This window comes from Xanthomonas sp. WHRI 10207 (assembly GCF_040202975.1).
Classification (GTDB): Bacteria; Pseudomonadota; Gammaproteobacteria; order Xanthomonadales; family Xanthomonadaceae; genus Xanthomonas.
In genome coordinates this window covers 1,138,035-1,159,782 of record NZ_JBEGDX010000001.1, presented here as the reverse complement: position 1 = coordinate 1,159,782, position 21,748 = coordinate 1,138,035, and the positions used below count along the sequence as shown (strand labels likewise).

The following is a 21,748-nucleotide window of genomic DNA, read 5'->3' as shown; positions in this document are numbered from 1 at the left end:
GTTACTCCATTACTGCTCGACGTCGTCATCTTCCGCTTGATTACCTTCATTGGATTGCACATACCCACCACCCGGCCCCACGCGCACGTTGCGCGCCGGCACGACCGTGGAGATGGCGTGCTTGTAAACCATCTGACTCACGGTGTTGCGCAGCAGGACCACAAATTGGTCGAACGACTCGATGGTGCCCTGCAGCTTGATGCCGTTGACCAGATACACAGAGACCGGCACCCGCTCGCGCCGTAGCGCATTCAGGAATGGGTCCTGCAACGATTGCCCCTTAGCCATCGAAAAATCCTCTTCATTATTGTTCTTATTGTCCCGGTCGACACCTGCTATCCCCAGCCGGCCCCGGAAACGGGATGTTACACGCCTGAAGCCTGCTGCACAGTGGAACGATGAGCGAGGAAGCCGACAAGTGCGTCGTCCAATTGATGCCGATCACGCTCTGGGTCAAACCAACGTGTGTCGAGCTCGCCACGCAGCCAGGTGAGCTGCCGTTTGGCCAGTTGCCGGGTCGCCTGGATCGCCTTGTCGCGGAACTCGGCCAAGCTGCCGGCGCCGTCCAGATAGTCCCAGGCCTGGCGATACCCGACCGCGCGCACTGCCGGCAAATCCAGCGGCGCAGCCACGGCGCGCATCTGCGGCAACTCCCGCAATCGCTCCACTTCGGCCAGGAAATCCTGCGCCAGCATCGCGTCCAGGCGCTGCGCGATGCGTGTGTGCAGCACCGCTCTATCTTGCGGCGCCAGCACGATTTTCAAGACCCGCAGCGGCAGGCGCGGCCCTGACGGGAGCGCCTGCCAATAGCTGATCGGCCGCCCGCTGAGGCGGTACACCTCCAGCGCACGCTGGATGCGCTGCGGGTCGGTGGCATGGATGCGCGCCGCAGCGATCGGGTCGACCTGCGCCAGTTGCGCATGCAATGCGGCCCAGCCTATCTGTTCGGCCTCGGCGGCGATTGCGGCGCGCACGGTCGGATCGGCTTCGGGCAATTGCGACAGCCCTTCGAGCACGGCACGGAAATACAGCCCGGTGCCGCCGGCAAGGATCGGCAACTTGCCGCGCGCAACGATGTTGTCGATCGCCTTGCGTGCATCGGCGGCGAACTCAGCGGCCGAATAAATCTGCCAGGGGTCGCGCAGGTCGAGCAGATGGTGCGGTACTGCGGCGCGCATCGCGGCATCGGGCTTGGCCGCACCGATCTCCAGGCCGCGGTAGACCAGAGCCGAATCGACGCTGACGATCTCCCCGTTCCAGCGTTCCGCCGCCTCCAGGGCCAGCGCAGTCTTGCCGCTGGCGGTGGGGCCCATCAAGGCGATCGCCAGCGGGCGTCGGTCGGCCGGCATCAGTCCTCGTCCGGCCAGCGAATGGTCGGCGCCGCCGGCGCACTGACCCGCGGGGTAGGAATCGCCGCCACCGCGTTCCAGACCTTCAAGGCATCCACGGTCGCCGCCACATCGTGCACGCGCAGCAACAAGGCACCGTGTTGCGCGGCGATCAGATGCGCCGCGACCGAGCCATACACCCGCTCGGCGGCAACTTCGCGCCCGGTCAATTCGCCGATGCTGCGTTTACGCGACAGCCCCGCCAGCACCGGTAAGCCGAACTCCTGCAGGCGCTGCAACTGCGCAAGCACGGTCAGGTTATGCGCCGTAGTCTTGTCGAAGCCGAAGCCCGGGTCGAGGATCAACCGGCGCTTGTCGATGCCGGCCATCTCGGCGGCAAAAATGCGCTCGGCCAGGAAACGATGCACCTCCGCCACCACGTCGTCGTACTGCGGCGCGTCCTGCATCGCATGCGGTGAGCTGCGTGCGTGCATCAGCACCACCGGCACGCCCAGTTCCGATGCTGCGTCCAGCGCGCCCGGCGAACGCAACGCGTAGACATCGTTGATCATGCCGGCACCGGCAGCGACCGCTGCGCGCATCACCTCCGGTTTGAAGGTGTCCACGCTGATCGGCACGCTGGTCTGCTGCACCAATGCCTCGATCACCGGGATCACACGCTGCAATTCGTCTTCCAGCGATACCGCCGTGGCACCGGGACGGGTGGATTCGCCGCCGATGTCTAGCACTGCAGCGCCCTGCTCCACCAGCCGCAGCCCGTGCGCGATCGCTGCCTCGCAGGTCGCGTGCTGGCCGCCATCGGAAAACGAGTCCGGCGTGACGTTGACGATCCCCATCACCTGCGGCGCATCCAGTCGCAAGCTGCGACCAGCGCAATCCAGCTTGAGGGCGGTATCGAACATCAGTGGTTTCTCCTGAAGCGAGTGAGAGAGGGTGATCTGAGCCGGTGCGGCGTGAGCGGACAGCGCCTGCCGATTTGGCTATCGGCAGACAATCGCTACCGACTGCAGCGAGGACGCGCACCCGGGGAACGGCTGAGGCTAACGGATTCGGCTTGATGCAGGGTCGTCTGCTTGTTGCAGGGAGCGTTTGCCATTGTCGCGCAGCCCGCCCCGCGTCGCACCCTGTGCGTGGAGAACTCAGGGCTGCGCCCACACTGGAATGCAGCTTCGGTTGCATCGGAGACTGGAACGCAATGCGCTTCATCGCTCGCCGTCTGCCGATCGCTCACCGTCTCCAAACAGCACAACGCAGCGGGGCCAGGAATCGCTTCCTGGCCCCGCTGGATATCTGCAACTGCAAGCGCCTGACTTAGATCTGCTCGGCCGGTCCTGCAATTGGCGGCAACGGACGCGGGCTGCCCTTATCGTTGTTGTTGCCACCGTCCTTGTCGGACTTGGCCCAACCGGCCGGCGGCGGCGGCTCGCGGCCTTCCATGATGGCGTCGATCTGCGGCACGTCGATGGTTTCGTACTGCAGCAGCAATTGCGACATCGCGTGCAGCTTGTCCAGGTTCTCGGTGAGGATGGCTTTGGTCTTGCCGTAGGCCTTGTCCAGGATCGAACGCACGACTTCGTCGATCTTGCGCGCGGTTTCGTCCGAGACATTCTTGTGCTGAGTCACGGAGCGACCCAGGAACACCTCATCCTCTTCCTCGCCATAAGCGACCGGGCCAAGCTCGTCGGACAAGCCCCACTTGGTGACCATGTTGCGCGCCATCTTGGTCGCACGCTCGATATCGTTGGACGCACCGGTGGTGACCTTGTCGCCACCGAAGATCAGCTCTTCGGCAACACGGCCGCCATACAGCGAACACAGCTGCGATTCGATCGCGACACGGTTCATCGAATAACGGTCGCCTTCCGGCAGATACATGGTCACACCAAGTGCGCGGCCGCGCGGAATGATGGTGACCTTGTAGACCGGGTCGTGCTCCGGCACCAGCCGCCCGACGATGGCATGGCCCGCTTCGTGGTACGCGGTCAGCGTCTTCTCGTCTTCGCTCATGGCCATCGAACGGCGTTCGGCGCCCATCAGGATCTTGTCGCGGGCACGGTCGAAGTGGTCCATGCGGACCTCCTTCTCGCTGCCGCGCGCCGCAAACAATGCGGCCTCATTACAGAGATTGGCCAAGTCGGCACCGGAGAAGCCCGGGGTACCGCGTGCGATGACCATCGGCACCACGTCATCGGCCAGCGGCAGCTTGCGCATATGCACGCGCAGGATTTGCTCGCGACCCTTGACGTCCGGCAGCCCCACCACGACCTGGCGGTCGAAACGGCCCGGACGCAGCAGTGCCGGATCCAGCACGTCGGGACGGTTGGTAGCCGCGATCACGATCACGCCTTCGCCGCCTTCAAAGCCGTCCATTTCGACCAGCAACTGGTTCAAGGTCTGCTCGCGCTCGTCATGCCCGCCGCCGAGACCGGCGCCGCGATGACGACCCACTGCATCGATTTCGTCGATGAAGATGATGCACGGCGCGTGCTTCTTGGCCTGCTCGAACATGTCGCGCACGCGGCTCGCACCGACGCCAACGAACATTTCGACGAAATCCGAACCGGAAATACTGAAGAACGGCACCTTGGCTTCGCCTGCAATCGCCTTGGCGAGCAGGGTCTTACCGGTACCCGGCGGGCCGACCATCAACACGCCGCGCGGAATCTTGCCGCCCAGCTTGGTGAACTTGGTCGGGTCGCGCAGGAAGTCGACCAGCTCGCCGACTTCTTCCTTGGCCTCGTCGCAACCGGCAACGTCGGCAAAGGTGATCTTGACCTGGTCCTCGCCCTGCAGCTTGGCCCGCGACTTACCGAAGCTCATCGCACCCTTGGCACCGCCACCACCGCCCTGCATCTGGCGCATGATGAACAGCCAGAAGCCGATGATCAGGATGACCGGCAGGAAGTTGAGCACCAGCGACCAGAAACCCGGTCCGGTGGACGGCTTCTGGCGGGTCATTTCGATGTTCTTGCTATACAGCACGTCGACCAGCTTGTCGTCGCGCGGACCGTAGACGGTGGCTTCGCTGCCGTCGGTACGCTTGAAGCGGATCGCGTTGACCGCGAGGTTGGTCTCATCGGTGTAGTCCACCGATTTGACGCGCCCGGAGTCCACTTCTTTCAGAAACTGGGTATAGGTGATCGAGTCGGGGCCGACGCCGCCCGCCATCCGCGGCGAGAAGCTCTGGAAGACGACCATCAGCACAACCGCGACGACCACCCACAGCAGCAGATTCTTGGTCAAGTCGTTCATCCTCATTGGCTCCGGTGCCCTCTACTCTTCTATTCTTGAAATTCAGCGATCATTGGCAGCTTACTTGATCTGGGCACGCTTGCCCTGACCGAGCGCATAAACTTCCGGGGATCGCTTGCGCGAGGCCGCCGGTTTGCGAATCGTCACCTTGTCATAGCGGCGGCGAAGCTCGCGAATGTAGTCGTCGGACCCAACACCCTGGAACAGCTTGATCAAAAACGCCCCACCCGGCTTGAGGTGGGTGTCGGCAAATTCCATCGCCAGTTCCGCCAGGTGCATCATCCGCGGTTGGTCGACCGCATCCATGCCACTCTTATTGGGGGCCATATCGGACAGAACAAGGTCCACCGGCACATCGCCCAACATCGCTTCAAATTCCGATAGGACGGCTTGTTCCCTGAAGTCGCCATGAAGGAACTCCACCCCGGCCAGCGGGGGCATCTCCAGGATATCCAGCGCCAGCACCCGGCCGGTGTCGCCGAGCGACCTGCGCACCTGCTGGCACCAGCCACCGGGCGCGGCGCCCAGATCGACCACCACCATGTCCGGCTTGAGCAGGCGATCGCGCTGGAGCAATTCCTCCAGCTTGTAGGCGGCACGCGAGCGCATGCCTTCGGCCTGAGCCTTCTTCACGTAAGGGTCGGCGAAGTGTTCCTTGAGCCAGCGCTGGCTGCTTTTACTACGGGAAGGCATTGGCAACGGGGGTCCGAACGGGCCGCCATGATACCCTGAACACCCTTTGCTGCCTTTCGATCCTGCATGTCCATTGTTCTCACCTCCGCCCAGAACCGTTTCCTGCGCGGCCAGGCCCACGATCTCAAGGCGCTGCTGCAAACCGGCGGCAAAGGGGTCACGCCAGCATTTCTGGCCGAACTCGAGGAAGTGCTCGAGCGCCACGAACTGATCAAGGTGAAGGTGGCCTCCGAGGATCGTGAGACCCGTGACGCGCTGATCGCCGAACTGGTGGGGCAAACCGGTAGCGCCCTGGTGCAGCGGATCGGCCACGTCGCCATCCTGTACCGCCCCAGCAAGGAAAAGCGTCAGATCGTGCTGCCGCGCGGCTGATCAACCGAGTCTGTTATGCCTTTAAGCCAAGAACACCCCGATTACGCCTACGCGCTGCGCGCGGCCGACGGCCGCCATGCCAAGGTCAACGAGCAGATCCTGCAGCAGAGTTTCATCCTGATGCCGGATGAGTTGGTGGAACGCTGGCCAGTGCAGGATCTGGAACACCTGCAGGCAAGCCACATGGATGCGGTGCTGGCGCTGACGCCGGCGGTCATCCTGCTGGGCACCGGCGAGCGCCAGCGCTTTCCGAACGCACAGGTGCTTGCCGCCTGCCTGACCCGCGGCATCGGGCTGGAAGCGATGACCAATGCCGCTGCGGCGCGCACCTACAACGTGCTGGCCAGCGAAGGCCGCCGGGTGGCGCTGGCGATGGTCTTGCCTGGCTGATTGGTTGGGTCGGGAATCGGGAATCGGGAATCGGGAATCGGGAATCGGGAATCGGGAATCGGGAATCGGGAAAGCGTGTTTTCGCAGGCTTCACTGTCAAGCGAAAATTCCCCCAACTCCACAATCAGCCGGCCTTAGCGCGGCGATCCAGCCCATCCCGCAGCGCCAACAGCCCCAGGCTGTTACGAATCCCCAATCCCAACTCCCCAATCACTTCCGGGGCAAATACAGCAACGGATCGACCGGCTTGCCGTTGTAGCGAATCTCGAAGTGCAGCATGTCGCGGGCGGCGCCGCTGCGGCCCATCTCGGCGATCTGCTGTCCGGCCTTGACGCTCTGGCCTTCGTTGAGCAGACGCTTGCGGTTGTGGCCGTATGCCGACAACCACTGGTCGTTGTGCTTGATGATGATCAGCTCGCCATAGCCGACCAAGCCGGCGCCCGAATACACCACCACGCCATCGGCGGCTGCGCGCACGGCCTGGCCGCTGGCGCCGGCGATGTCCACGCCCTGCTTGGTGGTTTCGCCGGTCACGAAGGTACCGACCACCACGCCGTCGGCGGGCCAACGCCAGGAAAAGCCGCTACTGACAGGCGCGGCGACCGGCGTGGCCGGACGCGGCGGCACCACCGTGCCAGCCACCGGCGCGCTTGCTCCCGGCTTGCTGGTACCGGGCGGATACAGCTTCAAGGTCTGGCCGGGATAGATGGTGTTGGGCGAGGACAGGCCGTTCCACGCGGCCAGATCCGGCGCGGTGATATTGGTGCGGCGAGAAATCGCATACAGGGTGTCGCCGCGCTGCACGGTCACCGTCGCACCGGGGCGCGGCACCGACGGCCGTGGCGCTGCAGACGGTCGCGAGGATGACGAACCGCCACCGGCGCTAGGGGAACGCACCACTGTCGCGCTGCTGCAGGCGGTCAGCCCGATTGCCACTACGAGCACGACTGCTGTCTTGCGTACCGAATTCATCTGCGTCTTGCTCATCCGTTCGTTGTCTTCCACACCAGCCAAGCTGCGCCTGCTGCAAGCACCGCCATCGCGATCCAGCCCAGCGGCTCGATCCAGCGATGCAGCGCCGCTTCGGCCCGTGCGCCGCCGAGGCGGATCGCGCCGGCGACCAGATAGACGCGTTTGCCGCGCCCGACCAGCATGCTGGCGATAAAGGGCAGGATCGGCACGCCGACCACGCCCGAGGCCCAGGTAAAGATCTTCAGCGGGATCGGCGTGAAACCGACCAGCACCAGTGCCCAGAACGCCTTCCACGGCGACTCCGCCACCAGCGCGCGCAAGGTTTCGATCTGGGCCTGGATCTTCACGCTCCAGCCCAGCCATTCGATCAGCGGCTGCAGCGCGGCGAAGGCGAAATGCCCCAGCAGATAGCCGACCATTGCGCCGCACACCGAGCCCACCAGGCTCAAGGTGGCGAACCATAACGAGCGCTTGGGCTCGGCAAGCGACATCGGCGCCAGCATCACTTCCGGCGGCACCGGAAAGATGAAGCCCTCCACGAAGCTGAGGCCGGTCAGCAGCGCTGGCGCGCGGCGGTGGCGCGACCAACGGATGGCCACGTCGTACAACGGCCCGAAAATCTTCATCGAGTCACTCTCATCAGATCAATCCAGCATGCCCGACAACAGCGGGACGAACGTGACCGGCGCCAGAACCTGTTGCTCGATCTCGCCGTCGGCAGCGCGGGTGAGCTGCACCAGCGACTGCGAGGACGCGCCGCCAACCGGGGCCACCAGGCGCCCACCGACCGCGAGCTGATCGACCAGCGCATCTACCAAAGCCGGCGCTGCAGCAGTGACCACGATGGCATCGTACGGGCCGTGCTCGGGCCAGCCGATGCGGCCGTCGTCGTGCTTGCTGCGCACGTTCATGCCGAGATGGCGAAAGCGTTTGCGCGCCTGCCGCAGCAGGTCGCCGATGCGCTCGACGGTATAGACCTCCAGACCCAGCGCGGCGAGGATCGCGCCCTGATAGCCGGAGCCGGTGCCGACTTCCAGCACCTTGGTCGGCGCCACCTGCAGCACGGCCTCGGTCATGCGCGCGACCACCCAGGGCTGCGAGATGGTCTGGCCGTGGCCAATCGGCAGCGCGGTGTCTTCGTAGGCACGCGAGGCCAGCGCTTCGTCGATGAACAGATGCCGCGGGACAGTGCGCATGGCGTTGAGCGTGGCTTCGTCCTGGATGCCGGCCTCGCGCAGGCGCTCGACCAGACGGTCGCGCACCCGCTGCGAGGTCATGCCGATGCCGACCGATTCCGGTTGCAGCATGCGCAGCCTCGGCGTCATGCCGGGCCGTCCAGCGCAGCGGTCAGCCCGCCGACCCAGCCGGCCACCGTCTCCAGCGCCTGGTAGCGGGTGAGATCGACATGGATCGGCGTGATCGAGATATGCCCGGTGCGCACGGCATGGAAATCGGTGCCGGCGCCGGCGTCCTGTTCCGGACCGGCCGGGCCGATCCAATACACGGTGCGGCCGCGCGGGTCTTGCTGCGGCACGCAGGGCTCGGAGCGATGCCGGTTGCCGAGCCGGGTGACTTCGAAACCGAGCACATCCGACCAGGCCAGATCCGGCACATTGACGTTGAGGATGGTATCGGCCGGCAATGGGTCGGCCTTCAGCCGCGCGACGATTTCCACTGCGGCGCGCGCGGCGGTGTCGTAGTGATGGGCTTCGTGGTTATGCGTCACCAGCGACACCGCCACCGCGGGCAGGCCCAGGAAGCGGCCCTCCATCGCAGCAGAGACGGTGCCGGAATAGATCACGTCGTCGCCGAGATTGGCCGAGTTGTTGATGCCGGAGACCACGATGTCCGGGTCGTAATCCAGCATGCCGGTGAGCGCCAGATGCACGCAGTCGGTGGGCGTGCCGGCCACCGCGCAGGTTTGCGCGTCGATGCGGCGGGTGCGGATCGGCACATCCAGCGTCAGCGAATTGCTGGCGCCGGAGCGGTCGCGATCGGGCGCGACTACCATCACTTCATGACCGGCATGCCGCAGCGCCTCGGCCAGGATCTGGATGCCGGGGGCGTCGACACCGTCGTCGTTGCTAACCAGTACGCGCATGAGACTCCTCGGAAAACCCGGCCATGATACCGGATGCGTCCATGCGCTTGCCGCTTGATCTTCGCGTGTGTCTGAGGTTGGACCGGTTACGCTGTACCGATGTCACATCCTGAAGACGAAGACGACAGCGCGCTGTTCCGCGCGGCGATCGGCGCGGTGAAGCCGATCCGCGAAGTGGCGCCGCCGGCCAATGCCAAACCGCGCCCAAAACCCCGCGCGCGCATGGCCGAGCGCGACGAGGCGCAAGCGCACACCGAATTCGCCCGATTGCTACGCGACAGCGCACCGCTGGAAGCCGGCGACACGGCTAGTTATCGTCGCGAGAATCTTCCCACTCGTTTGTTTCAACGCCTCAAGCGCGGGCAATTTTCGGTGCAGGACGAGCTGGATCTGCATGGCGCCACCGCAGCCCAGGCCGAGGTGTTGCTGCGGCAGTTCCTGCTGGATGCGCATGCGCACGAACATGGCTGCGTGCGCATCATCCATGGCAAGGGCCTGCAATCGGACAATGGCGCGCCAGTGCTGAAGAACCTGATGGACCGCCTGCTGCGCCAGCGCAACGATGTGCTGGCATTTCATTCGGCGCCGCCGACGCAAGGCGGCACCGGTGCGTTATTGGTGTTGTTGGCGCGGCGATAGTGGGCTGATGCGTGGGTAGGTGCGGGTGTGTTTGCTGCCTGACAGGCAGACGCCGTGTTGGGATGAGTTGCGGTCTATGCGCATGCAGCCTGACGCTTGCGTTGCGCCACCCATAGTCAGTCCCGAGCATTAGTCTTCACTTCCGAGCATTCGCTGCGCCGGAGAGGCTGCTTCGCTTGCAACCGTGCTTCCGTGCGGCTGACAAGCGATCGGTGGTGCGGGTCGCGGCCGGGGCCGCTCCTACGAGAACGGAGCTCGTTGTTGTGCGTGCGGCAGCAGACGGCTTGCTTGATCCGCTCAGCCGCCTTCATTCCCGAGTATTCGCTGCGCCGGATAACTGCTTCGCTTGCAACCGTGCTTGCGTGCGGCTGACAAGCGATCGGTCGTGCGGGTCGCGGCCGGGGCCGCTCCTACGAGAACGGGACTCGCTGTTGTGCGTGTGTCAGCGGACGGCTTGCTTGATCCGCTCAGTCGCCTTCATTCCCGAGTATTCGCTGGGCCGGATAGCTGCTTCGCCTGTAGCCGCGCTTGCGTGCGGCTGACAAGCGATCGGTCGTGCGGGTCGCGGCCGGGGCCGCTCCTACGAGAACGGGACTCGTTTTTGTGCGTGTGTCAGCAGACGGCGTGCTTGATCCGCTCAGTCGCCTTCATTCCCGAGTATTCGCTGCGCCGGATAGCTGCTTCGCTTGCAACCGCGCTTGCGTGCGGCTGACAAGCGATCGGTGGTGCAGGTCGCGGCCGGGGCCGCTCCTACGAGACGGATGGCTGCGTGGGGCCTGGCATCTGCGGCATAGGGTGCTTTGATTGAGCACGCTCAGTCGTCGGAACGACTGGTTGCCGCTGCACGACCCGCATCGCTGACTTCCCCCAACTCCCACAGCACTGCAGTGGCGTAGCAGCCCGGTGGCAGCGCGAATTCCACCTGCAAGGTCTGCTCGTCCAGCCAGCGATACTGCAGCTCTTGCGGACGCAGGCGCAGCGCGCGGCGCTCCTGTTTCAATTCGGCAGCTTCCAGTCCCTGGCGCAATGCCTCCGATTGCGAATCCGCTAACGCGCCCTGCTCCACCGCAGCGGCCTGAGCGGTGGGACGCAGTTCGCCCACGCCCCACAGCGGACCGCTCGGATGGATGTCGAAGCGTGCCAGCCGCTCGGCCAACACCTCGCTCCACGGCTCGGGGCCGAATACGCTACGCGAGCCATCCAGCATCCACGCTTCGCCATCCAGCGCCGCATCCCAGCTGCCCTGCTCCACACGTGCGCTCAGCACGCGATTGAACAGCGACGAGCGCGCCGCAGATAGCAGGATCGAGCGTTGATCGTTACGCAGACGGCGCTTGGGGGCCGGCACCAGCGTGCCGTCGGCCTCTTGCAGGTAACCGAACATCGCCAGCGCAGACGCCACATTGCCGCCATCGCGACCGAAGCGCTGTTCGCCAAACCAGTTGGGGATGCCGCGCGCGGCGATTGCCTGCAAGCGTTGCTCGATGGCGTCGCGCTCGCCCTGCACCTGACGCAACGTCAGCACGAAGCGATTGCCCAGCAGCGCGCCGCGCTGCAGCTTGCGGTTATGCCAGGCGCTGTGGACCACCTGCATCTGCGCATCGTCGAGCGTTGCAAGGTCCGGCGCGATGCGCTTGGGCAGGTGCACACTGAAACGTTGCGTGGTCACTGCATGGCGATCCTTCAGCCCTGCATAGCTGACGCCCATCTCCGCGATGCCCGCCCATTTCGCAAGGTGTTTAGCGATGTAAGCCGTGTTCTGCCCACGCTTGCGAATGGTGAGCAACAGATGCTCGCCTTCGCCCGAGGGCTCGAACGACGGCAGCTCATCGACCTGGAAATCTTCCGGCGTGCTGCGCATTGCCGCGCTGAGGACCGCTGCGCCATGCGCGCGCGGAAGGGAGGAGGTCTCGCTCATGCTGTGGTTCGCCTTCGCGCCGACGGATCGTGCGCTGTTTGCCGAGCTCTCGGCGCGGAATGTCGTGGTGCATGCCAAAAACCCGGCATGCAGGAGTGCGTTGTAGAGCAGCTAACAAAACCACGGCGCTCATCGCCAGCCGGATGCGGCCGGTACTCGGTGCGGCATGTACGACTCATACACTGCAGTTCCGAGCGCGGCCGTCCACACCCGCTCGCTATGTGTGTTAGCCGCGCTTAGAGCGCGATCTTGCCCAGCAGCACCGCAGCCTGCGCGGCGATACCTTCGCCACGACCGGTGAAGCCGAGCTTCTCGCTGGTTGTCGCCTTGACGCTGACCGCATCGAGCTCGATGCCCAGCAGCCCGGCAATGCGTTCGCGCATGGCCAGCGCATGCGGGCCAACCTTGGGCCGCTCGCAGATGACGGTGATATCGGCATTGCCGACGCGCCAGCCACGCTCGCGCAGCAATTGATCGCAGTGCTGCAGAAACTGCGCGCTGTCGGCATCCTTCCAGCGCTCATCCGAGGGCGGGAAATGCTGGCCGATATCGCCCAGCGCCAACGCGCCCAGCATCGCATCGCAGAGTGCGTGCAACACCACATCGCCATCGCTGTGCGCGAGCACGCCGTGGCTATGCGCGACACGCACGCCGCCAAGCATCACATGGTCGCCATCGCCAAACGCATGTACGTCGTAGCCCTGGCCGATTCGGAAATTGAAGGACATGGAAAACCCGTGGTGATTAAGAGGCGTCGCTGCCGTCGCTGGCAACGATGCCCAGCCCGGCATCGCTGCGCGCGGGTAGCGCAACCTCGTAGGACGCAGCGGCCGGATCGGCGTCTACCGCAACGCCGCGGCGTACAAGTTCGAACTCGAAGCGTGCCAGATCCGCCGGCGTGGTGACCTTGAAATTGTCCTCGGCGCCTTCCACCAGCAACGGACGCAACCCAAGTCGCTCCATCGCCATGGCCTCGTCGGTGACGTCGACACCGGCAGCCGACGCGTCGGTGAGGCCCCGAATCAGTTGATGCCGCCGAAACAGCTGCGGTGTCAGCGCGCGCCACAGGCGCTCGCGTGGTTCGGTGCCATCGATACCGCCGTCGTCGCCGGCACGTTTAAGCGTGTCGCGCACCGGTGCGGCCAGGATCGCGCCGACCGGGTCGCCACGGCCGATTTCCAACAGCCGGTCCAGATCTGCCAATGCCAGATTCGGACGCGCGGCGTCGTGCACCAGCACGAAGTCGTCCGCACGCACGCTCTCGGGCAGGGCCAGCAAGCCGGCCAGTACCGAAGCTGCGCGTGTGGCACCGCCAACGCAGGTCAACACCGGCTTGGACTGCACCGCCGTCCAGCCCGGCCAGTCGGCATCGCCCGGCGCAATCGCCACCAGAATGCCGGCGACCGCCGGATGCGCGGCCAGCGCTGCCAAGGTGTAGGCCATCAGCGGTTGGCCCGCTGCTGGCAGGTATTGCTTGGGAAGCGCGCCGCCAAACCGCGTGCCGCGCCCTGCGGCCGGCACGATGGCCCAGATCGAGCCGGTCATGGATGCTGTTCCGTCGCAGATGCGGGCTCGGACGTGGCCGGCGCGGGCGCAGGTTCAGTGGTTGCGGCAGGCAGCAGTGGCGCATCTTCGACCACGCGATAGAACGTCTCGCCCGGTTTGATCATGCCCAGCTCGCTGCGTGCGCGCTCTTCGATTGCCGCCTCGCCGTCCTTCAAATCCTTCACCTCTGCTGCCAACGCCTGGTTGCGTTGGCGCAGACCTTCGTTGTCCTGTGTCTGATGCGCGACCTGGGCTTCCAGCATCATGACTTCACCGGAATTCCCAGGCCCGAACCAGAAGCGGTACTGCAGCCAAGCCAGCAGCACCGCCAGCACCAGCAGTAGCCAGCGCCAGTTGCGCACGGCTTATCGCTTGATCGAAACGAACGCGTCGCGGCCGGCGTAACGCGCGCCGGAGCCCAACGCCTGCTCGATGCGCAGCAGTTGGTTGTACTTGGCCACACGGTCGCTGCGGCACAGCGAGCCGGTCTTGATCTGGGTGGCGGTGGTGGCCACGGCGATGTCGGCGATGGTGGTGTCTTCGGTTTCGCCGGAACGGTGCGAGACGATGGACGCATAGTTGGCTGCGTGCGCCATGGCGATCGCTTCCAGCGTTTCGGTCAGCGTGCCGATCTGGTTGACCTTGATCAGTATCGCGTTGGCGGTGCCCGAGTCGATGCCCTGCTTGAAGATCTTCGGGTTGGTGACGAACAGATCGTCGCCCACCAGCTGCACCTTCTTGCCGACGCGGTCGGTCAGCAACTTCCAGCCGGCCCAATCGTCTTCGGCCAGGCCGTCTTCGATGCTGATGATCGGGTACTGCGCAACCCAGTCGGCCAGGAAGTCGACGAACTGCTCGCTGGTCAGGCGCTTGTTCTCGCCGACCAGATTGTACTTGCCGTTGTCGTAGAACTCGCTGGAGGCCACGTCCAGGCCCAGCAGCACGTCTTCGCCGGCGGTGTAACCAGCCTTGCCGATCGCTTCGAGAATGGTGTCCAGCGCTTCGACGTTGCTGCGGAAGTCCGGCGCAAAGCCGCCTTCATCGCCCACCGCCGTGCTCAGACCGTGGCCCTTGAGCACCGACTTGAGCGAATGGAAGATTTCGGTGCCGGCGCGCAGCGCTTCGGAGAACGAGCTGCAACCGACCGGCAGCACCATGAATTCCTGGAAGTCGACGTTGTTGTCGGCATGCGCGCCGCCGTTGATGATGTTCATCATCGGCACCGGCAATTGCACATCGGATTCGGTGATGGTGGACAGGTACTGCCACAGCGGCTGCTTGCGCGAGGCGGCAACCGCATGCGCGGCGGCCAGCGAAACACCCAGCAGCGCGTTGGCGCCCAGGCGGCCCTTGTTCTCGGTGCCATCCAGGTCGATCAGGCGACGGTCCAGACCCTGCTGGTCGGCCGCGTCGAAATCCTTGAGCGTCTCGGCAATGGTGCCGTTGACGTTGTCCACCGCGTGGCGCACGCCCTTGCCCATGTAACGGGTCTTGTCGCCGTCGCGCAGCTCCACCGCTTCCTTGGTGCCGGTCGAGGCGCCCGAGGGCACGGCCGCGCGGCCGAACGAGCCGTCTGCCAGCGTGACTTCGGCCTCCAGCGTGGGATTGCCGCGGGAATCGAGGATTTCGCGGGCGAGGATCTTGGCGATAGTGGTCATAGGTCGATCGGTTACCAGTAAGGGGGAAGTACACCGGAAACAAGCTGCCGGATTATCGCTGCACACCGGTCCATTGCCAAATCGCATGGGGCTGGATGCGTGCCAGACCGGCAAGCCGGCAAGACTGCGCGACTAGGCTCTCAGGGACAGCAGCGACAAACAAAACAGCAGTAGCAAGAGCAGCAGCGCCAGGCCCATGGCTGCAGCGCCCGGCTGGCGACGCTGCGAGAACGCGACCGGGCTGGCGACAAGACCGCCCAGCGTGACCAGCGCGCCTACCAGCAGCGTGACAAACATTGGAATGCGCGTGGCCTGCATCGCATGGCTGCCGTCGCCCGGCATGCCGATGCTGGCGGTCACCAGGAAGGCCATCACGGCCAGACAGGCCCATGCCGCGAGCGACATCCCCAACGCCATCCAGCCCCAGGGCCATTGCCGCCAGTGCCGGCGTTGGCGACGCGCTGCCGCCAACGCCCATGGGTCGGAACTCATACGACGTCAGAACTCATGCGAAGCGCGCGAACCCGTGCTTCTTGGTCACTGCATCCAGTTCCATCAGCGTTTCGAGAAGTTCTTCCATGCGGTCCAGCGGCCAGGCATTGGGGCCATCGGAGAGCGCTTTGGACGGGTCCGGATGGGTTTCGGCGAACAGGCCTGAAATGCCCACGGCCACCGCAGCACGCGCCAGCACCGGTACGAACTCGCGCTGGCCACCGGAGCTGCTGCCCTGCCCGCCCGGCAACTGCACCGAATGCGTGGCATCGAACACCACCGGGCAGCCGGTGTCGCGCATCACGCTGAGCGAGCGCATGTCGCTGACCAGATTGTTGTAGCCGAACGAGGCGCCACGCTCGCAGACCATGATCTGCTCGTTGCCGGTCGACTTGGCTTTTTCGACCACCGGCTTCATGTCCCACGGCGCCAGGAACTGACCCTTCTTGATGTTGACCGGCTTGCCGGCGGCGCAGACGTTCTTGATGAAGTCAGTCTGGCGCACCAGAAACGCCGGGGTCTGCAACACGTCGACGACGGCGGCGACTTCGTTCATCGGGGTGTATTCGTGCACGTCGGTGAGCACCGGCACGCCGATCTGCTTTTTCACCGCGTCCAGCACCTTCAATCCTTCTTCCAGGCCGGGGCCGCGGAAGCTGGTGCCCGAGGTGCGGTTGGCCTTGTCGAAGCTCGACTTGAAGATGAAGTTGACCCCGAGCTTGCCGGTGATCTCCTTGAGCTTGCCGGCGACGTCGAGCTGCAACTGCATCGACTCGATCACGCACGGGCCTGCAATCAGAAACAACGGCTGGTCGAGGCCGACTTCAAAGTCACACAGTTTCATCAGGTCACCTTATTTCGATTGAAGCCCCTCTCCCGTCGGGAGAGAGGCTGGGGTGCGGGTACGGTTGCGAAGCGCTTGCGAAGCCCGATGGTTTGCCCTGGCTGCGCGTGGCGACGCGTCCATCAGGACCGCCATCTTCCGGTGTATTGCGGCGCTCCGGCGCTTGGAGCCACCTTCTCCCGAGGGGAGAAGGCACTGCTCACGCACGCGCTTCCTTGAGCAGCTTGCCGCCGGCCTTCTTCTCGCGCGCGGCGCGCACGAAGCCGATGAACAACGGGTGCCCGTCGCGCGGGGTGGACAGGAACTCCGGATGCGCCTGGCAGGCCAGGAACCACGGGTGTGCATCGCGCGACAGCTCGACCACTTCCACCAGCGTGTCGTCCATCGACTTGCCGGAGATCACCAGGCCGGCATCTTCCAGCTGGGTACGGTAGCGGTTGTTGAACTCGTAGCGATGGCGATGACGCTCGGCCACCACGTCCTTGCCATACACCTCGCGCGCCAGCGTGCCCGGCTTGAGTCGCTGCTCCTGCAAGCCCAGCCGCATGGTGCCGCCCAGATCGGATTTTTCGTCGCGCTTTTCGACTTCGCCGGTGGCGGTGCGCCATTCGGTGATCAGGCCGATCACCGGATGCGGCGACTGGCGATCGTTTTCGGTACTGTTGGCCGCGTCCAGATCGGCGACATGGCGCGCATAGTCCACCACCGCGGCCTGCATGCCGTAGCAGATGCCGAAATACGGCACCTTGTGCTCGCGCGCGAACTTGGAGGTCTGCACCTTGCCTTCGAACCCGCGATCGCCGAAGCCGCCCGGCACCAGAATGCCGTCGATGTCCTGCAAGGCCGCCATGTCGCTGCCTTCCAGATCCTGCGCTTCCAGCCACTTCAAGTTGACCTTGGTGCGCTGGCGCAGACCGCCGTGACGCAGCGCCTCGGCCACCGACTTGTAGGCGTCCTGGTGATCGACGTACTTGCCGACCACCGCGATGGTGACTTCGTCGAGCGGATGCTTGACCGCATCCACCACCGCCGCCCATTCGGACAGATCGGCTGCGGCGACCTTGTCGCGCAGCTTGAACTGATCGATGACCAGCTCGTCCAGGCCCTGGCGCAGCAATTCCAGCGGCATGCCGTAGAGCACGTCGATATCCGGGCAGCTGATCACCGCGCGCTCGGAGACGTTGGTGAACAAGGCGATCTTGCGACGCTCCGAATCCGGCACCGCCTGCTCGGAGCGGCACAGCAGCACGTCCGGCTGGATGCCGATCGAGCGCAGTTCCTTGACCGAGTGCTGGGTCGGCTTGGTCTTCAACTCACCGGCCGCGGCGATGTACGGCACCAGGGTGAGGTGCATGAACATGGCTTTTTCCGCGCCGCGCTCGGTGCGGACCTGGCGAATGGCTTCCAGGAACGGCAGCGACTCGATATCGCCGACGGTGCCGCCGATCTCGATCAGCGCCACATCGAAGCCGGCCGTAGCCTCGTCGATGCAACGGCGGATTTCGTCGGTGATGTGCGGGATCACCTGCACGGTGGCGCCCAGGTAATCGCCGCGGCGCTCCTTGCGGATCACGTTCTCGTAGATCCGGCCGGTGGTGACCGAATTCTTGCGCGACAGCCGCGTGCGCACGTAGCGCTCGTAGTGGCCCAGGTCCAGGTCGGTTTCGGCACCGTCGTCGGTGACGTAGACCTCGCCATGCTGGAACGGGCTCATCGTGCCCGGGTCCACATTGATGTACGGGTCCAGCTTCATCATCGTGACCTTGAGGCCACGCGCTTCCAGAATGGAGGCAAGCGAAGCGGCGGCAATGCCCTTGCCTAGCGAGGACACTACGCCGCCGGTAACAAAAATCAGGGGGGTCATGGGGCTTGAAGCCTCCCGGAAAGCCATAGTTTAGCGGGTGACGGGCGAATGCCCAAGGGTTGTGTGACGCCCGGGGCGTCGCACGCGGCAAATGCGCGCCACGGCGCGCAAATGCAGACGCCCCGGCCGAAGCCGGGGCGTCCGTGGAACACGTCGCGCTGCGCAGATGCGTCAGCGTGCGGGCTTCTCTTCTTCCTCTTCCTCACGCGGCGCGTTGTCGGCCTTGGGCTTCTGCGCGGCAGCGGCGGCGCGGCGCTCGGCCTTGCGCTCAGCGTCGGTCTTGGCCTTGGCATCGTCGGCCTTTTGCGCGGTGGCGCCCTGCCCGGTCTGCTGCGGAGCCGCCTGGGCCAGGGCAGGAAGTGCTGCGACCGCGGCCGCACCGAGGGTGAGCATCAGGATGTGCTTGAACTTCATGGCGTCCTCTTTGGCGTCGGTGACATCCTCAGGTGGGGACGTTTGGTTCCGAAACCAACGCCAGGGTAGCCAGTGGTACCCGGCCGCGCACTGAATGCCGGTCGCGTGCAAAAAAACGCCCCAGCCGCCACACTTGCGCGTCGTTTCACGTGCCAGCGAGATGCATGAACACCCGTTATAACGCCGCCGATATTGAAGTGCTGTCGGGCCTGGACCCGGTCAAACGCCGCCCGGGCATGTATACCGACACCGCGCGCCCGAACCATTTGGCGCAGGAGGTGATCGACAACTCCGTCGATGAAGCGCTGGCCGGCCACGCCCGGCAGGTCGAAGTCACCTTGTATAAGGACGGCAGCTGCGAAGTGTCCGATGACGGGCGCGGCATGCCGGTGGACATGCATCCGGAAGAGAAGATTCCCGGTGTCGAACTGATCCTGACCCGCCTGCACGCCGGCGGCAAGTTCAATAACCGCAACTACACCTTCTCTGGCGGCCTGCACGGCGTGGGCGTGAGCGTGGTCAATGCGCTCTCGACCAAGGTCGAGCTGTTCATCAAGCGCGAAGGCAGCGAGCACCGCATGGAGTTCCACGACGGCATCGCCGCCTCCAAGCTGGAGGTCGTCGGCACGGTCGGCAAGAAGAACACTGGTACGCGGCTGCGCTTCTGGGCCGACCCGAAGTACTTCGACACACCCAAATTCAATGTGCGTGCGCTGCGCCATCTGCTGCGCGCCAAGGCGGTGCTGTGCCCTGGCCTGACCGTCAAGCTGCATGACGAGGCCACCGGCGAGCAGGACAGCTGGTACTTCGAAAACGGCCTGCGCGATTATTTGAAGGGCGAGATGGCCGAGCACGAGATGCTGCCGGCCGACCTGTTCGCAGGCAGCCTGAAGAAAGACACCGAGATCGTCGACTGGGCCGCAGCCTGGGTACCCGAAGGCGAGCTGGTACAGGAAAGCTACGTCAACCTGATCCCGACCGCGCAGCACGGCACCCACGTCAACGGCCTGCGTTCGGGCCTGACCGATGCGCTGCGCGAGTTCTGCGACTTCCGCAATCTGCTGCCGCGCGGCGTCAAGCTGGCGCCGGAAGACGTGTGGGACCGGGTCACCTTCGTGCTCAGCCTGAAGATGACCGACCCGCAGTTCTCCGGGCAGACCAAGGAACGGCTGTCCTCGCGCCAGGCGGCCGGCTTCATCGAAGGCGCCGCGCACGATGCCTTCAGCCTGTATCTCAATCAGAACGTGGACATCGGCGAGAAGATCGCGCAGATCGCCATCGACCGCGCCAGTGCGCGGCTGAAGACCGAAAAGCAGATCGTCCGCAAGAAGGTCACCCAGGGCCCCGCCCTGCCCGGCAAGCTGGCCGACTGCATCAGCCAGGATCTGTCGCGCACCGAACTGTTCCTGGTCGAAGGCGACTCGGCCGGCGGCTCGGCCAAGCAGGCGCGCGACAAGGATTTCCAGGCGATCCTGCCGCTGCGCGGCAAGATCCTCAACACCTGGGAAGTGGCATCGGGTAGCGTGCTGGCGTCTGAAGAAGTGCACAACCTGGCCATTGCGATTGGCTGCGACCCGGGCAAGGACGACATCACCGGGCTGCGCTACGGCAAGGTGGTGATCCTGGCCGATGCGGACTCCGACGGCCTGCATATCGCCACGTTGTTGACGGCCCTGTTCCTGCAGCATTTCCCCGCGCTGGTGGCCGCCGGACATGTGTTCGTGGCGATGCCGCCGCTGTTCCGCGTGGACGTGGGCAAGCAGGTGTTCTACGCGCTGGATGAAGAAGAAAAGACCACGCTGCTGGACAAGATCGCGCGCGAGAAAATGAAGGGCCAGATCAGCGTCACCCGCTTCAAGGGCCTGGGCGAGATGAACCCGCAGCAGCTACGCGAATCCACCATCCATCCGGACACGCGCCGGCTGGTGCAGTTGACCATCGACGACGGCGAGCAGACCCGCTCGTTGATGGACATGCTGCTGGCAAAAAAACGCGCGGGCGACCGCAAGCAGTGGCTGGAAACCAAGGGCGACCTGGCGTCGCTGGAAGTCTAAAGCCCTGCAAAAACGCCCTCTCTCAACACAGAGAGGGCAACGCACACGCGTACGCTTCTTGCACGCGTGTGCGTGGTTAAGCGCTCACTCTGCGTAGAGAGGACGCAGCACACGCGCTTACTGCTGGTGCGCGTGCGCGTGCCGCCAAGCACCTTGCCAAAGGCATAGTTGCGCAGGCAAAGCAGATACAGCGATGACCGTGTGCGGTACTGACTTTCGCCACCTACCGGCAGCGATCCGTCTACTTGAACTGCAACGCATCGCGCTTAATAACCAGGGCGCGCTGACGAGCCGGTCTAACACCACCTCAACGTACGCCCGGCAACACCTGCGTTGCACCGGTCACCAGACCGCAGGCGTGGTCCTGCACTTCTTCGCCACTGGCACGGTTACCGCTGGGTGCATCCTGCCGTGTCGCCAGTAGAACGAACCCCGGTCGCCCGTCCTGCAGTTGCGCGCCGGCGACCACCAGCGAGTAATCGCGCAAGCTGGCATCGGCAGGAAGCGCGTCTGCGAGCAGGCGAATCGGATCTTGCTCCAGCGCAGTGCCTTCCAGCGTCCTGGCCAGATACACATGCCCCAGCAGCGGCTCGGCCAGGGCACGCCATTCCGGGCCGATCTCAGTGCGCTGACGCTGTAGCGCTGCGTATACGTCCGGACGCAGGCAATCGATGTGGATATGCAGCTGCTCCTGCGAGCGCCCGTGCGGCGAGTTCAACGCAAGGCTCACGTATTGCCTTGGCAGCGGACGTTGCAGCGCCTGCGCCACGAAGCTGCGCGCGTCCCAGGCAGTGGCGAAATAATTCGGCGCGTCGGCGCGCAGCAACGCGGGGTCTTCGATTCCACTGACCCGCACGCTGGGCACCAACAAATACTGGAAGCTGCCGTGACGGTCTTTCAACAGCACCGCCCGGCGCGCCGGATCCGACCACACGGCGGCGCAGTCGGGCGGCCGCGGCGCCTCTGCCAGGCATCGGGTCGAGACGATGCGCCACAACGCATCCGGGTCGCTGGGATGGCGTACCGGTGCAGGTGGCGCTGCCGCACAGCCAGCCAACAGCAGCAACACGGCACACGCATGTCGAACGGCGCCAGGTCTCATCTGCAGCTCGATTACCAGGGCGCGCGATGATAGCGACCCGCTCGGAATCGGTCAGCGCGACAGGCATGCCTTTTTGCACATCCACCGCG

At 64.8% G+C, this 21,748-nt stretch carries 23 protein-coding genes; 4 read left to right on the top strand and 19 right to left on the bottom strand.

The window, feature by feature from the left end; genetic code table 11:
* Window positions 1-9: 9 nt before the first annotated feature.
* From hfq to rlmE, 5 genes are all read right to left on the bottom strand, one after another.
* Window positions 10-288, bottom strand: coding sequence for an RNA chaperone Hfq (hfq, locus tag ABQU90_RS05170; protein ID WP_005915027.1), 279 nt, complete (start codon window positions 286-288; stop codon window positions 10-12).
* A 77-nt stretch (window positions 289-365) separates the two neighbouring features.
* Window positions 366-1,349 carry a tRNA (adenosine(37)-N6)-dimethylallyltransferase MiaA gene (miaA, locus tag ABQU90_RS05165; RefSeq protein WP_323522167.1) on the bottom strand — a complete coding sequence of 328 codons (984 nt, stop codon included), beginning with the start codon at window positions 1,347-1,349 and terminating at the stop codon, window positions 366-368.
* Window positions 1,349-2,251 carry a dihydropteroate synthase gene (gene folP / locus ABQU90_RS05160; protein WP_323522166.1) on the bottom strand — a complete coding sequence of 301 codons (903 nt, stop codon included), beginning with the start codon at window positions 2,249-2,251 and terminating at the stop codon, window positions 1,349-1,351. Before folP ends, miaA begins: the two co-directional genes overlap by 1 nt.
* A gap of 409 nt (window positions 2,252-2,660) precedes the next feature.
* Window positions 2,661-4,601, bottom strand: coding sequence for an ATP-dependent zinc metalloprotease FtsH (gene ftsH / locus ABQU90_RS05155; RefSeq protein ID WP_055844285.1), 1,941 nt, complete (start codon window positions 4,599-4,601; stop codon window positions 2,661-2,663).
* A 60-nt stretch (window positions 4,602-4,661) separates the two neighbouring features.
* Window positions 4,662-5,294, bottom strand: a complete 633-nt coding sequence (gene rlmE / locus ABQU90_RS05150) for a 23S rRNA (uridine(2552)-2'-O)-methyltransferase RlmE (protein WP_055844288.1) — start codon at window positions 5,292-5,294, stop codon at window positions 4,662-4,664.
* A 66-nt stretch (window positions 5,295-5,360) separates the two neighbouring features.
* Between rlmE and yhbY the strand changes: the two genes are divergently transcribed.
* Both yhbY and ABQU90_RS05140 read left to right on the top strand, forming a co-directional pair.
* Window positions 5,361-5,666, top strand: a complete 306-nt coding sequence (yhbY, locus tag ABQU90_RS05145) for a ribosome assembly RNA-binding protein YhbY (protein WP_055844291.1) — start codon at window positions 5,361-5,363, stop codon at window positions 5,664-5,666.
* Between the two features lie 15 nt (window positions 5,667-5,681).
* Entirely contained in the window at window positions 5,682-6,056 is a 375-nt protein-coding gene (locus tag ABQU90_RS05140; protein WP_115527603.1) for an Mth938-like domain-containing protein, read from the top strand.
* A gap of 210 nt (window positions 6,057-6,266) precedes the next feature.
* Here the strand turns inward: ABQU90_RS05140 and ABQU90_RS05135 are convergent, their stop codons facing one another.
* Genes ABQU90_RS05135 through surE form a run of 4 tightly spaced genes read right to left on the bottom strand, consistent with a single transcriptional unit; the run spans window position 6,267 to window position 9,129 of the window.
* The gene (locus ABQU90_RS05135) at window positions 6,267-7,043 is read right to left on the bottom strand and encodes a peptidoglycan DD-metalloendopeptidase family protein (RefSeq protein ID WP_323522165.1); all 777 of its coding nucleotides are present in this window, start codon (window positions 7,041-7,043) and stop codon (window positions 6,267-6,269) included.
* Window positions 7,040-7,654: a YqaA family protein gene (locus tag ABQU90_RS05130; RefSeq protein ID WP_323522164.1), complete on the bottom strand. Its 615-nt coding sequence runs from the start codon at window positions 7,652-7,654 to the stop codon at window positions 7,040-7,042. Before ABQU90_RS05130 ends, ABQU90_RS05135 begins: the two co-directional genes overlap by 4 nt.
* Before the next feature lie 18 nt (window positions 7,655-7,672).
* Window positions 7,673-8,353, bottom strand: a complete 681-nt coding sequence (locus ABQU90_RS05125) for a protein-L-isoaspartate(D-aspartate) O-methyltransferase (protein WP_055844310.1) — start codon at window positions 8,351-8,353, stop codon at window positions 7,673-7,675.
* Window positions 8,350-9,129: a 5'/3'-nucleotidase SurE gene (gene surE, locus ABQU90_RS05120; protein ID WP_055844314.1), complete on the bottom strand. Its 780-nt coding sequence runs from the start codon at window positions 9,127-9,129 to the stop codon at window positions 8,350-8,352. Before surE ends, ABQU90_RS05125 begins: the two co-directional genes overlap by 4 nt.
* A 99-nt stretch (window positions 9,130-9,228) precedes the next feature.
* Here surE and ABQU90_RS05115 point away from each other — a divergent pair, with 99 nt between their 5' ends.
* Window positions 9,229-9,768 carry a Smr/MutS family protein gene (locus ABQU90_RS05115; RefSeq protein ID WP_323516971.1) on the top strand — a complete coding sequence of 180 codons (540 nt, stop codon included), beginning with the start codon at window positions 9,229-9,231 and terminating at the stop codon, window positions 9,766-9,768.
* Between the two features lie 814 nt (window positions 9,769-10,582).
* Here the strand turns inward: ABQU90_RS05115 and truD are convergent.
* The 9 genes from truD to ABQU90_RS05070 all read right to left on the bottom strand — a co-directional run bounded on the left by truD (window position 10,583) and on the right by ABQU90_RS05070 (window position 18,503).
* A complete protein-coding gene (gene truD, locus ABQU90_RS05110; RefSeq protein WP_115527599.1) occupies window positions 10,583-11,686 on the bottom strand; it encodes a tRNA pseudouridine(13) synthase TruD in 1,104 nt (367 codons plus the stop codon).
* A gap of 236 nt (window positions 11,687-11,922) precedes the next feature.
* The gene (gene ispF / locus ABQU90_RS05105; RefSeq protein ID WP_055844320.1) at window positions 11,923-12,414 is read right to left on the bottom strand and encodes a 2-C-methyl-D-erythritol 2,4-cyclodiphosphate synthase; all 492 of its coding nucleotides are present in this window, start codon (window positions 12,412-12,414) and stop codon (window positions 11,923-11,925) included.
* Between the two features lie 16 nt (window positions 12,415-12,430).
* On the bottom strand, window positions 12,431-13,231 hold the full coding sequence (gene ispD, locus ABQU90_RS05100) for a 2-C-methyl-D-erythritol 4-phosphate cytidylyltransferase (RefSeq protein WP_115584422.1): 801 nt from the start codon (window positions 13,229-13,231) through the stop codon (window positions 12,431-12,433).
* Complete coding sequence (gene ftsB, locus ABQU90_RS05095) at window positions 13,228-13,593, bottom strand: cell division protein FtsB (RefSeq protein WP_115511963.1); 366 nt, start codon at window positions 13,591-13,593, stop codon at window positions 13,228-13,230. The genes ispD and ftsB overlap by 4 nt, the downstream gene beginning before the upstream one ends.
* Before the next feature lie 3 nt (window positions 13,594-13,596).
* Entirely contained in the window at window positions 13,597-14,889 is a 1,293-nt protein-coding gene (eno, locus tag ABQU90_RS05090; RefSeq protein ID WP_115511964.1) for a phosphopyruvate hydratase, read from the bottom strand.
* A gap of 132 nt (window positions 14,890-15,021) precedes the next feature.
* Complete coding sequence (locus ABQU90_RS05085; protein ID WP_323522163.1) at window positions 15,022-15,381, bottom strand: hypothetical protein; 360 nt, start codon at window positions 15,379-15,381, stop codon at window positions 15,022-15,024.
* Window positions 15,382-15,394: 13 nt separating this feature from the next.
* The gene (gene kdsA / locus ABQU90_RS05080; protein ID WP_005992423.1) at window positions 15,395-16,225 is read right to left on the bottom strand and encodes a 3-deoxy-8-phosphooctulonate synthase; all 831 of its coding nucleotides are present in this window, start codon (window positions 16,223-16,225) and stop codon (window positions 15,395-15,397) included.
* Between the two features lie 199 nt (window positions 16,226-16,424).
* Window positions 16,425-18,089: a CTP synthase gene (gene pyrG, locus ABQU90_RS05075; RefSeq protein ID WP_055844331.1), complete on the bottom strand. Its 1,665-nt coding sequence runs from the start codon at window positions 18,087-18,089 to the stop codon at window positions 16,425-16,427.
* 171 nt (window positions 18,090-18,260) lie between these two features.
* Window positions 18,261-18,503, bottom strand: a complete 243-nt coding sequence (locus tag ABQU90_RS05070) for a hypothetical protein (RefSeq protein ID WP_055844334.1) — start codon at window positions 18,501-18,503, stop codon at window positions 18,261-18,263.
* A gap of 164 nt (window positions 18,504-18,667) precedes the next feature.
* Here ABQU90_RS05070 and parE point away from each other — a divergent pair, with 164 nt between their 5' ends.
* A complete protein-coding gene (gene parE / locus ABQU90_RS05065; protein ID WP_055844337.1) occupies window positions 18,668-20,557 on the top strand; it encodes a DNA topoisomerase IV subunit B in 1,890 nt (629 codons plus the stop codon).
* A 307-nt stretch (window positions 20,558-20,864) separates the two neighbouring features.
* Here the strand turns inward: parE and ABQU90_RS05060 are convergent, their stop codons facing one another.
* Window positions 20,865-21,659 (bottom strand): CDP-diacylglycerol diphosphatase, encoded by a 795-nt coding sequence (locus ABQU90_RS05060; RefSeq protein ID WP_323522162.1) that lies wholly within the window; start codon window positions 21,657-21,659, stop codon window positions 20,865-20,867.
* Window positions 21,660-21,748 lie beyond the last annotated feature (89 nt).

Bases quoted from the DNA above. Each gene is read 5' to 3' on its own strand.
- hfq (WP_005915027.1), bottom strand. From the start codon at position 288: ATGGCTAAGGGGCAATCGTTGCAGGACCCATTCCTGAATGCGCTACGG.
- miaA (WP_323522167.1), bottom strand. From the start codon at position 1,349: ATGCCGGCCGACCGACGCCCGCTGGCGATCGCCTTGATGGGCCCCACC.
- folP (WP_323522166.1), bottom strand. From the start codon at position 2,251: ATGTTCGATACCGCCCTCAAGCTGGATTGCGCTGGTCGCAGCTTGCGA.
- ftsH (WP_055844285.1), bottom strand. From the start codon at position 4,601: ATGAACGACTTGACCAAGAATCTGCTGCTGTGGGTGGTCGTCGCGGTT.
- rlmE (WP_055844288.1), bottom strand. From the start codon at position 5,294: ATGCCTTCCCGTAGTAAAAGCAGCCAGCGCTGGCTCAAGGAACACTTC.
- yhbY (WP_055844291.1), top strand. From the start codon at position 5,361: ATGTCCATTGTTCTCACCTCCGCCCAGAACCGTTTCCTGCGCGGCCAG.
- ABQU90_RS05140 (WP_115527603.1), top strand. From the start codon at position 5,682: ATGCCTTTAAGCCAAGAACACCCCGATTACGCCTACGCGCTGCGCGCG.
- ABQU90_RS05135 (WP_323522165.1), bottom strand. From the start codon at position 7,043: ATGAGCAAGACGCAGATGAATTCGGTACGCAAGACAGCAGTCGTGCTC.
- ABQU90_RS05130 (WP_323522164.1), bottom strand. From the start codon at position 7,654: ATGAAGATTTTCGGGCCGTTGTACGACGTGGCCATCCGTTGGTCGCGC.
- ABQU90_RS05125 (WP_055844310.1), bottom strand. From the start codon at position 8,353: ATGACGCCGAGGCTGCGCATGCTGCAACCGGAATCGGTCGGCATCGGC.
- surE (WP_055844314.1), bottom strand. From the start codon at position 9,129: ATGCGCGTACTGGTTAGCAACGACGACGGTGTCGACGCCCCCGGCATC.
- ABQU90_RS05115 (WP_323516971.1), top strand. From the start codon at position 9,229: ATGTCACATCCTGAAGACGAAGACGACAGCGCGCTGTTCCGCGCGGCG.
- truD (WP_115527599.1), bottom strand. From the start codon at position 11,686: ATGAGCGAGACCTCCTCCCTTCCGCGCGCGCATGGCGCAGCGGTCCTC.
- ispF (WP_055844320.1), bottom strand. From the start codon at position 12,414: ATGTCCTTCAATTTCCGAATCGGCCAGGGCTACGACGTACATGCGTTT.
- ispD (WP_115584422.1), bottom strand. From the start codon at position 13,231: ATGACCGGCTCGATCTGGGCCATCGTGCCGGCCGCAGGGCGCGGCACG.
- eno (WP_115511964.1), bottom strand. From the start codon at position 14,889: ATGACCACTATCGCCAAGATCCTCGCCCGCGAAATCCTCGATTCCCGC.
- ABQU90_RS05085 (WP_323522163.1), bottom strand. From the start codon at position 15,381: ATGAGTTCCGACCCATGGGCGTTGGCGGCAGCGCGTCGCCAACGCCGG.
- kdsA (WP_005992423.1), bottom strand. From the start codon at position 16,225: ATGAAACTGTGTGACTTTGAAGTCGGCCTCGACCAGCCGTTGTTTCTG.
- pyrG (WP_055844331.1), bottom strand. From the start codon at position 18,089: ATGACCCCCCTGATTTTTGTTACCGGCGGCGTAGTGTCCTCGCTAGGC.
- ABQU90_RS05070 (WP_055844334.1), bottom strand. From the start codon at position 18,503: ATGAAGTTCAAGCACATCCTGATGCTCACCCTCGGTGCGGCCGCGGTC.
- parE (WP_055844337.1), top strand. From the start codon at position 18,668: ATGAACACCCGTTATAACGCCGCCGATATTGAAGTGCTGTCGGGCCTG.
- ABQU90_RS05060 (WP_323522162.1), bottom strand. From the start codon at position 21,659: ATGAGACCTGGCGCCGTTCGACATGCGTGTGCCGTGTTGCTGCTGTTG.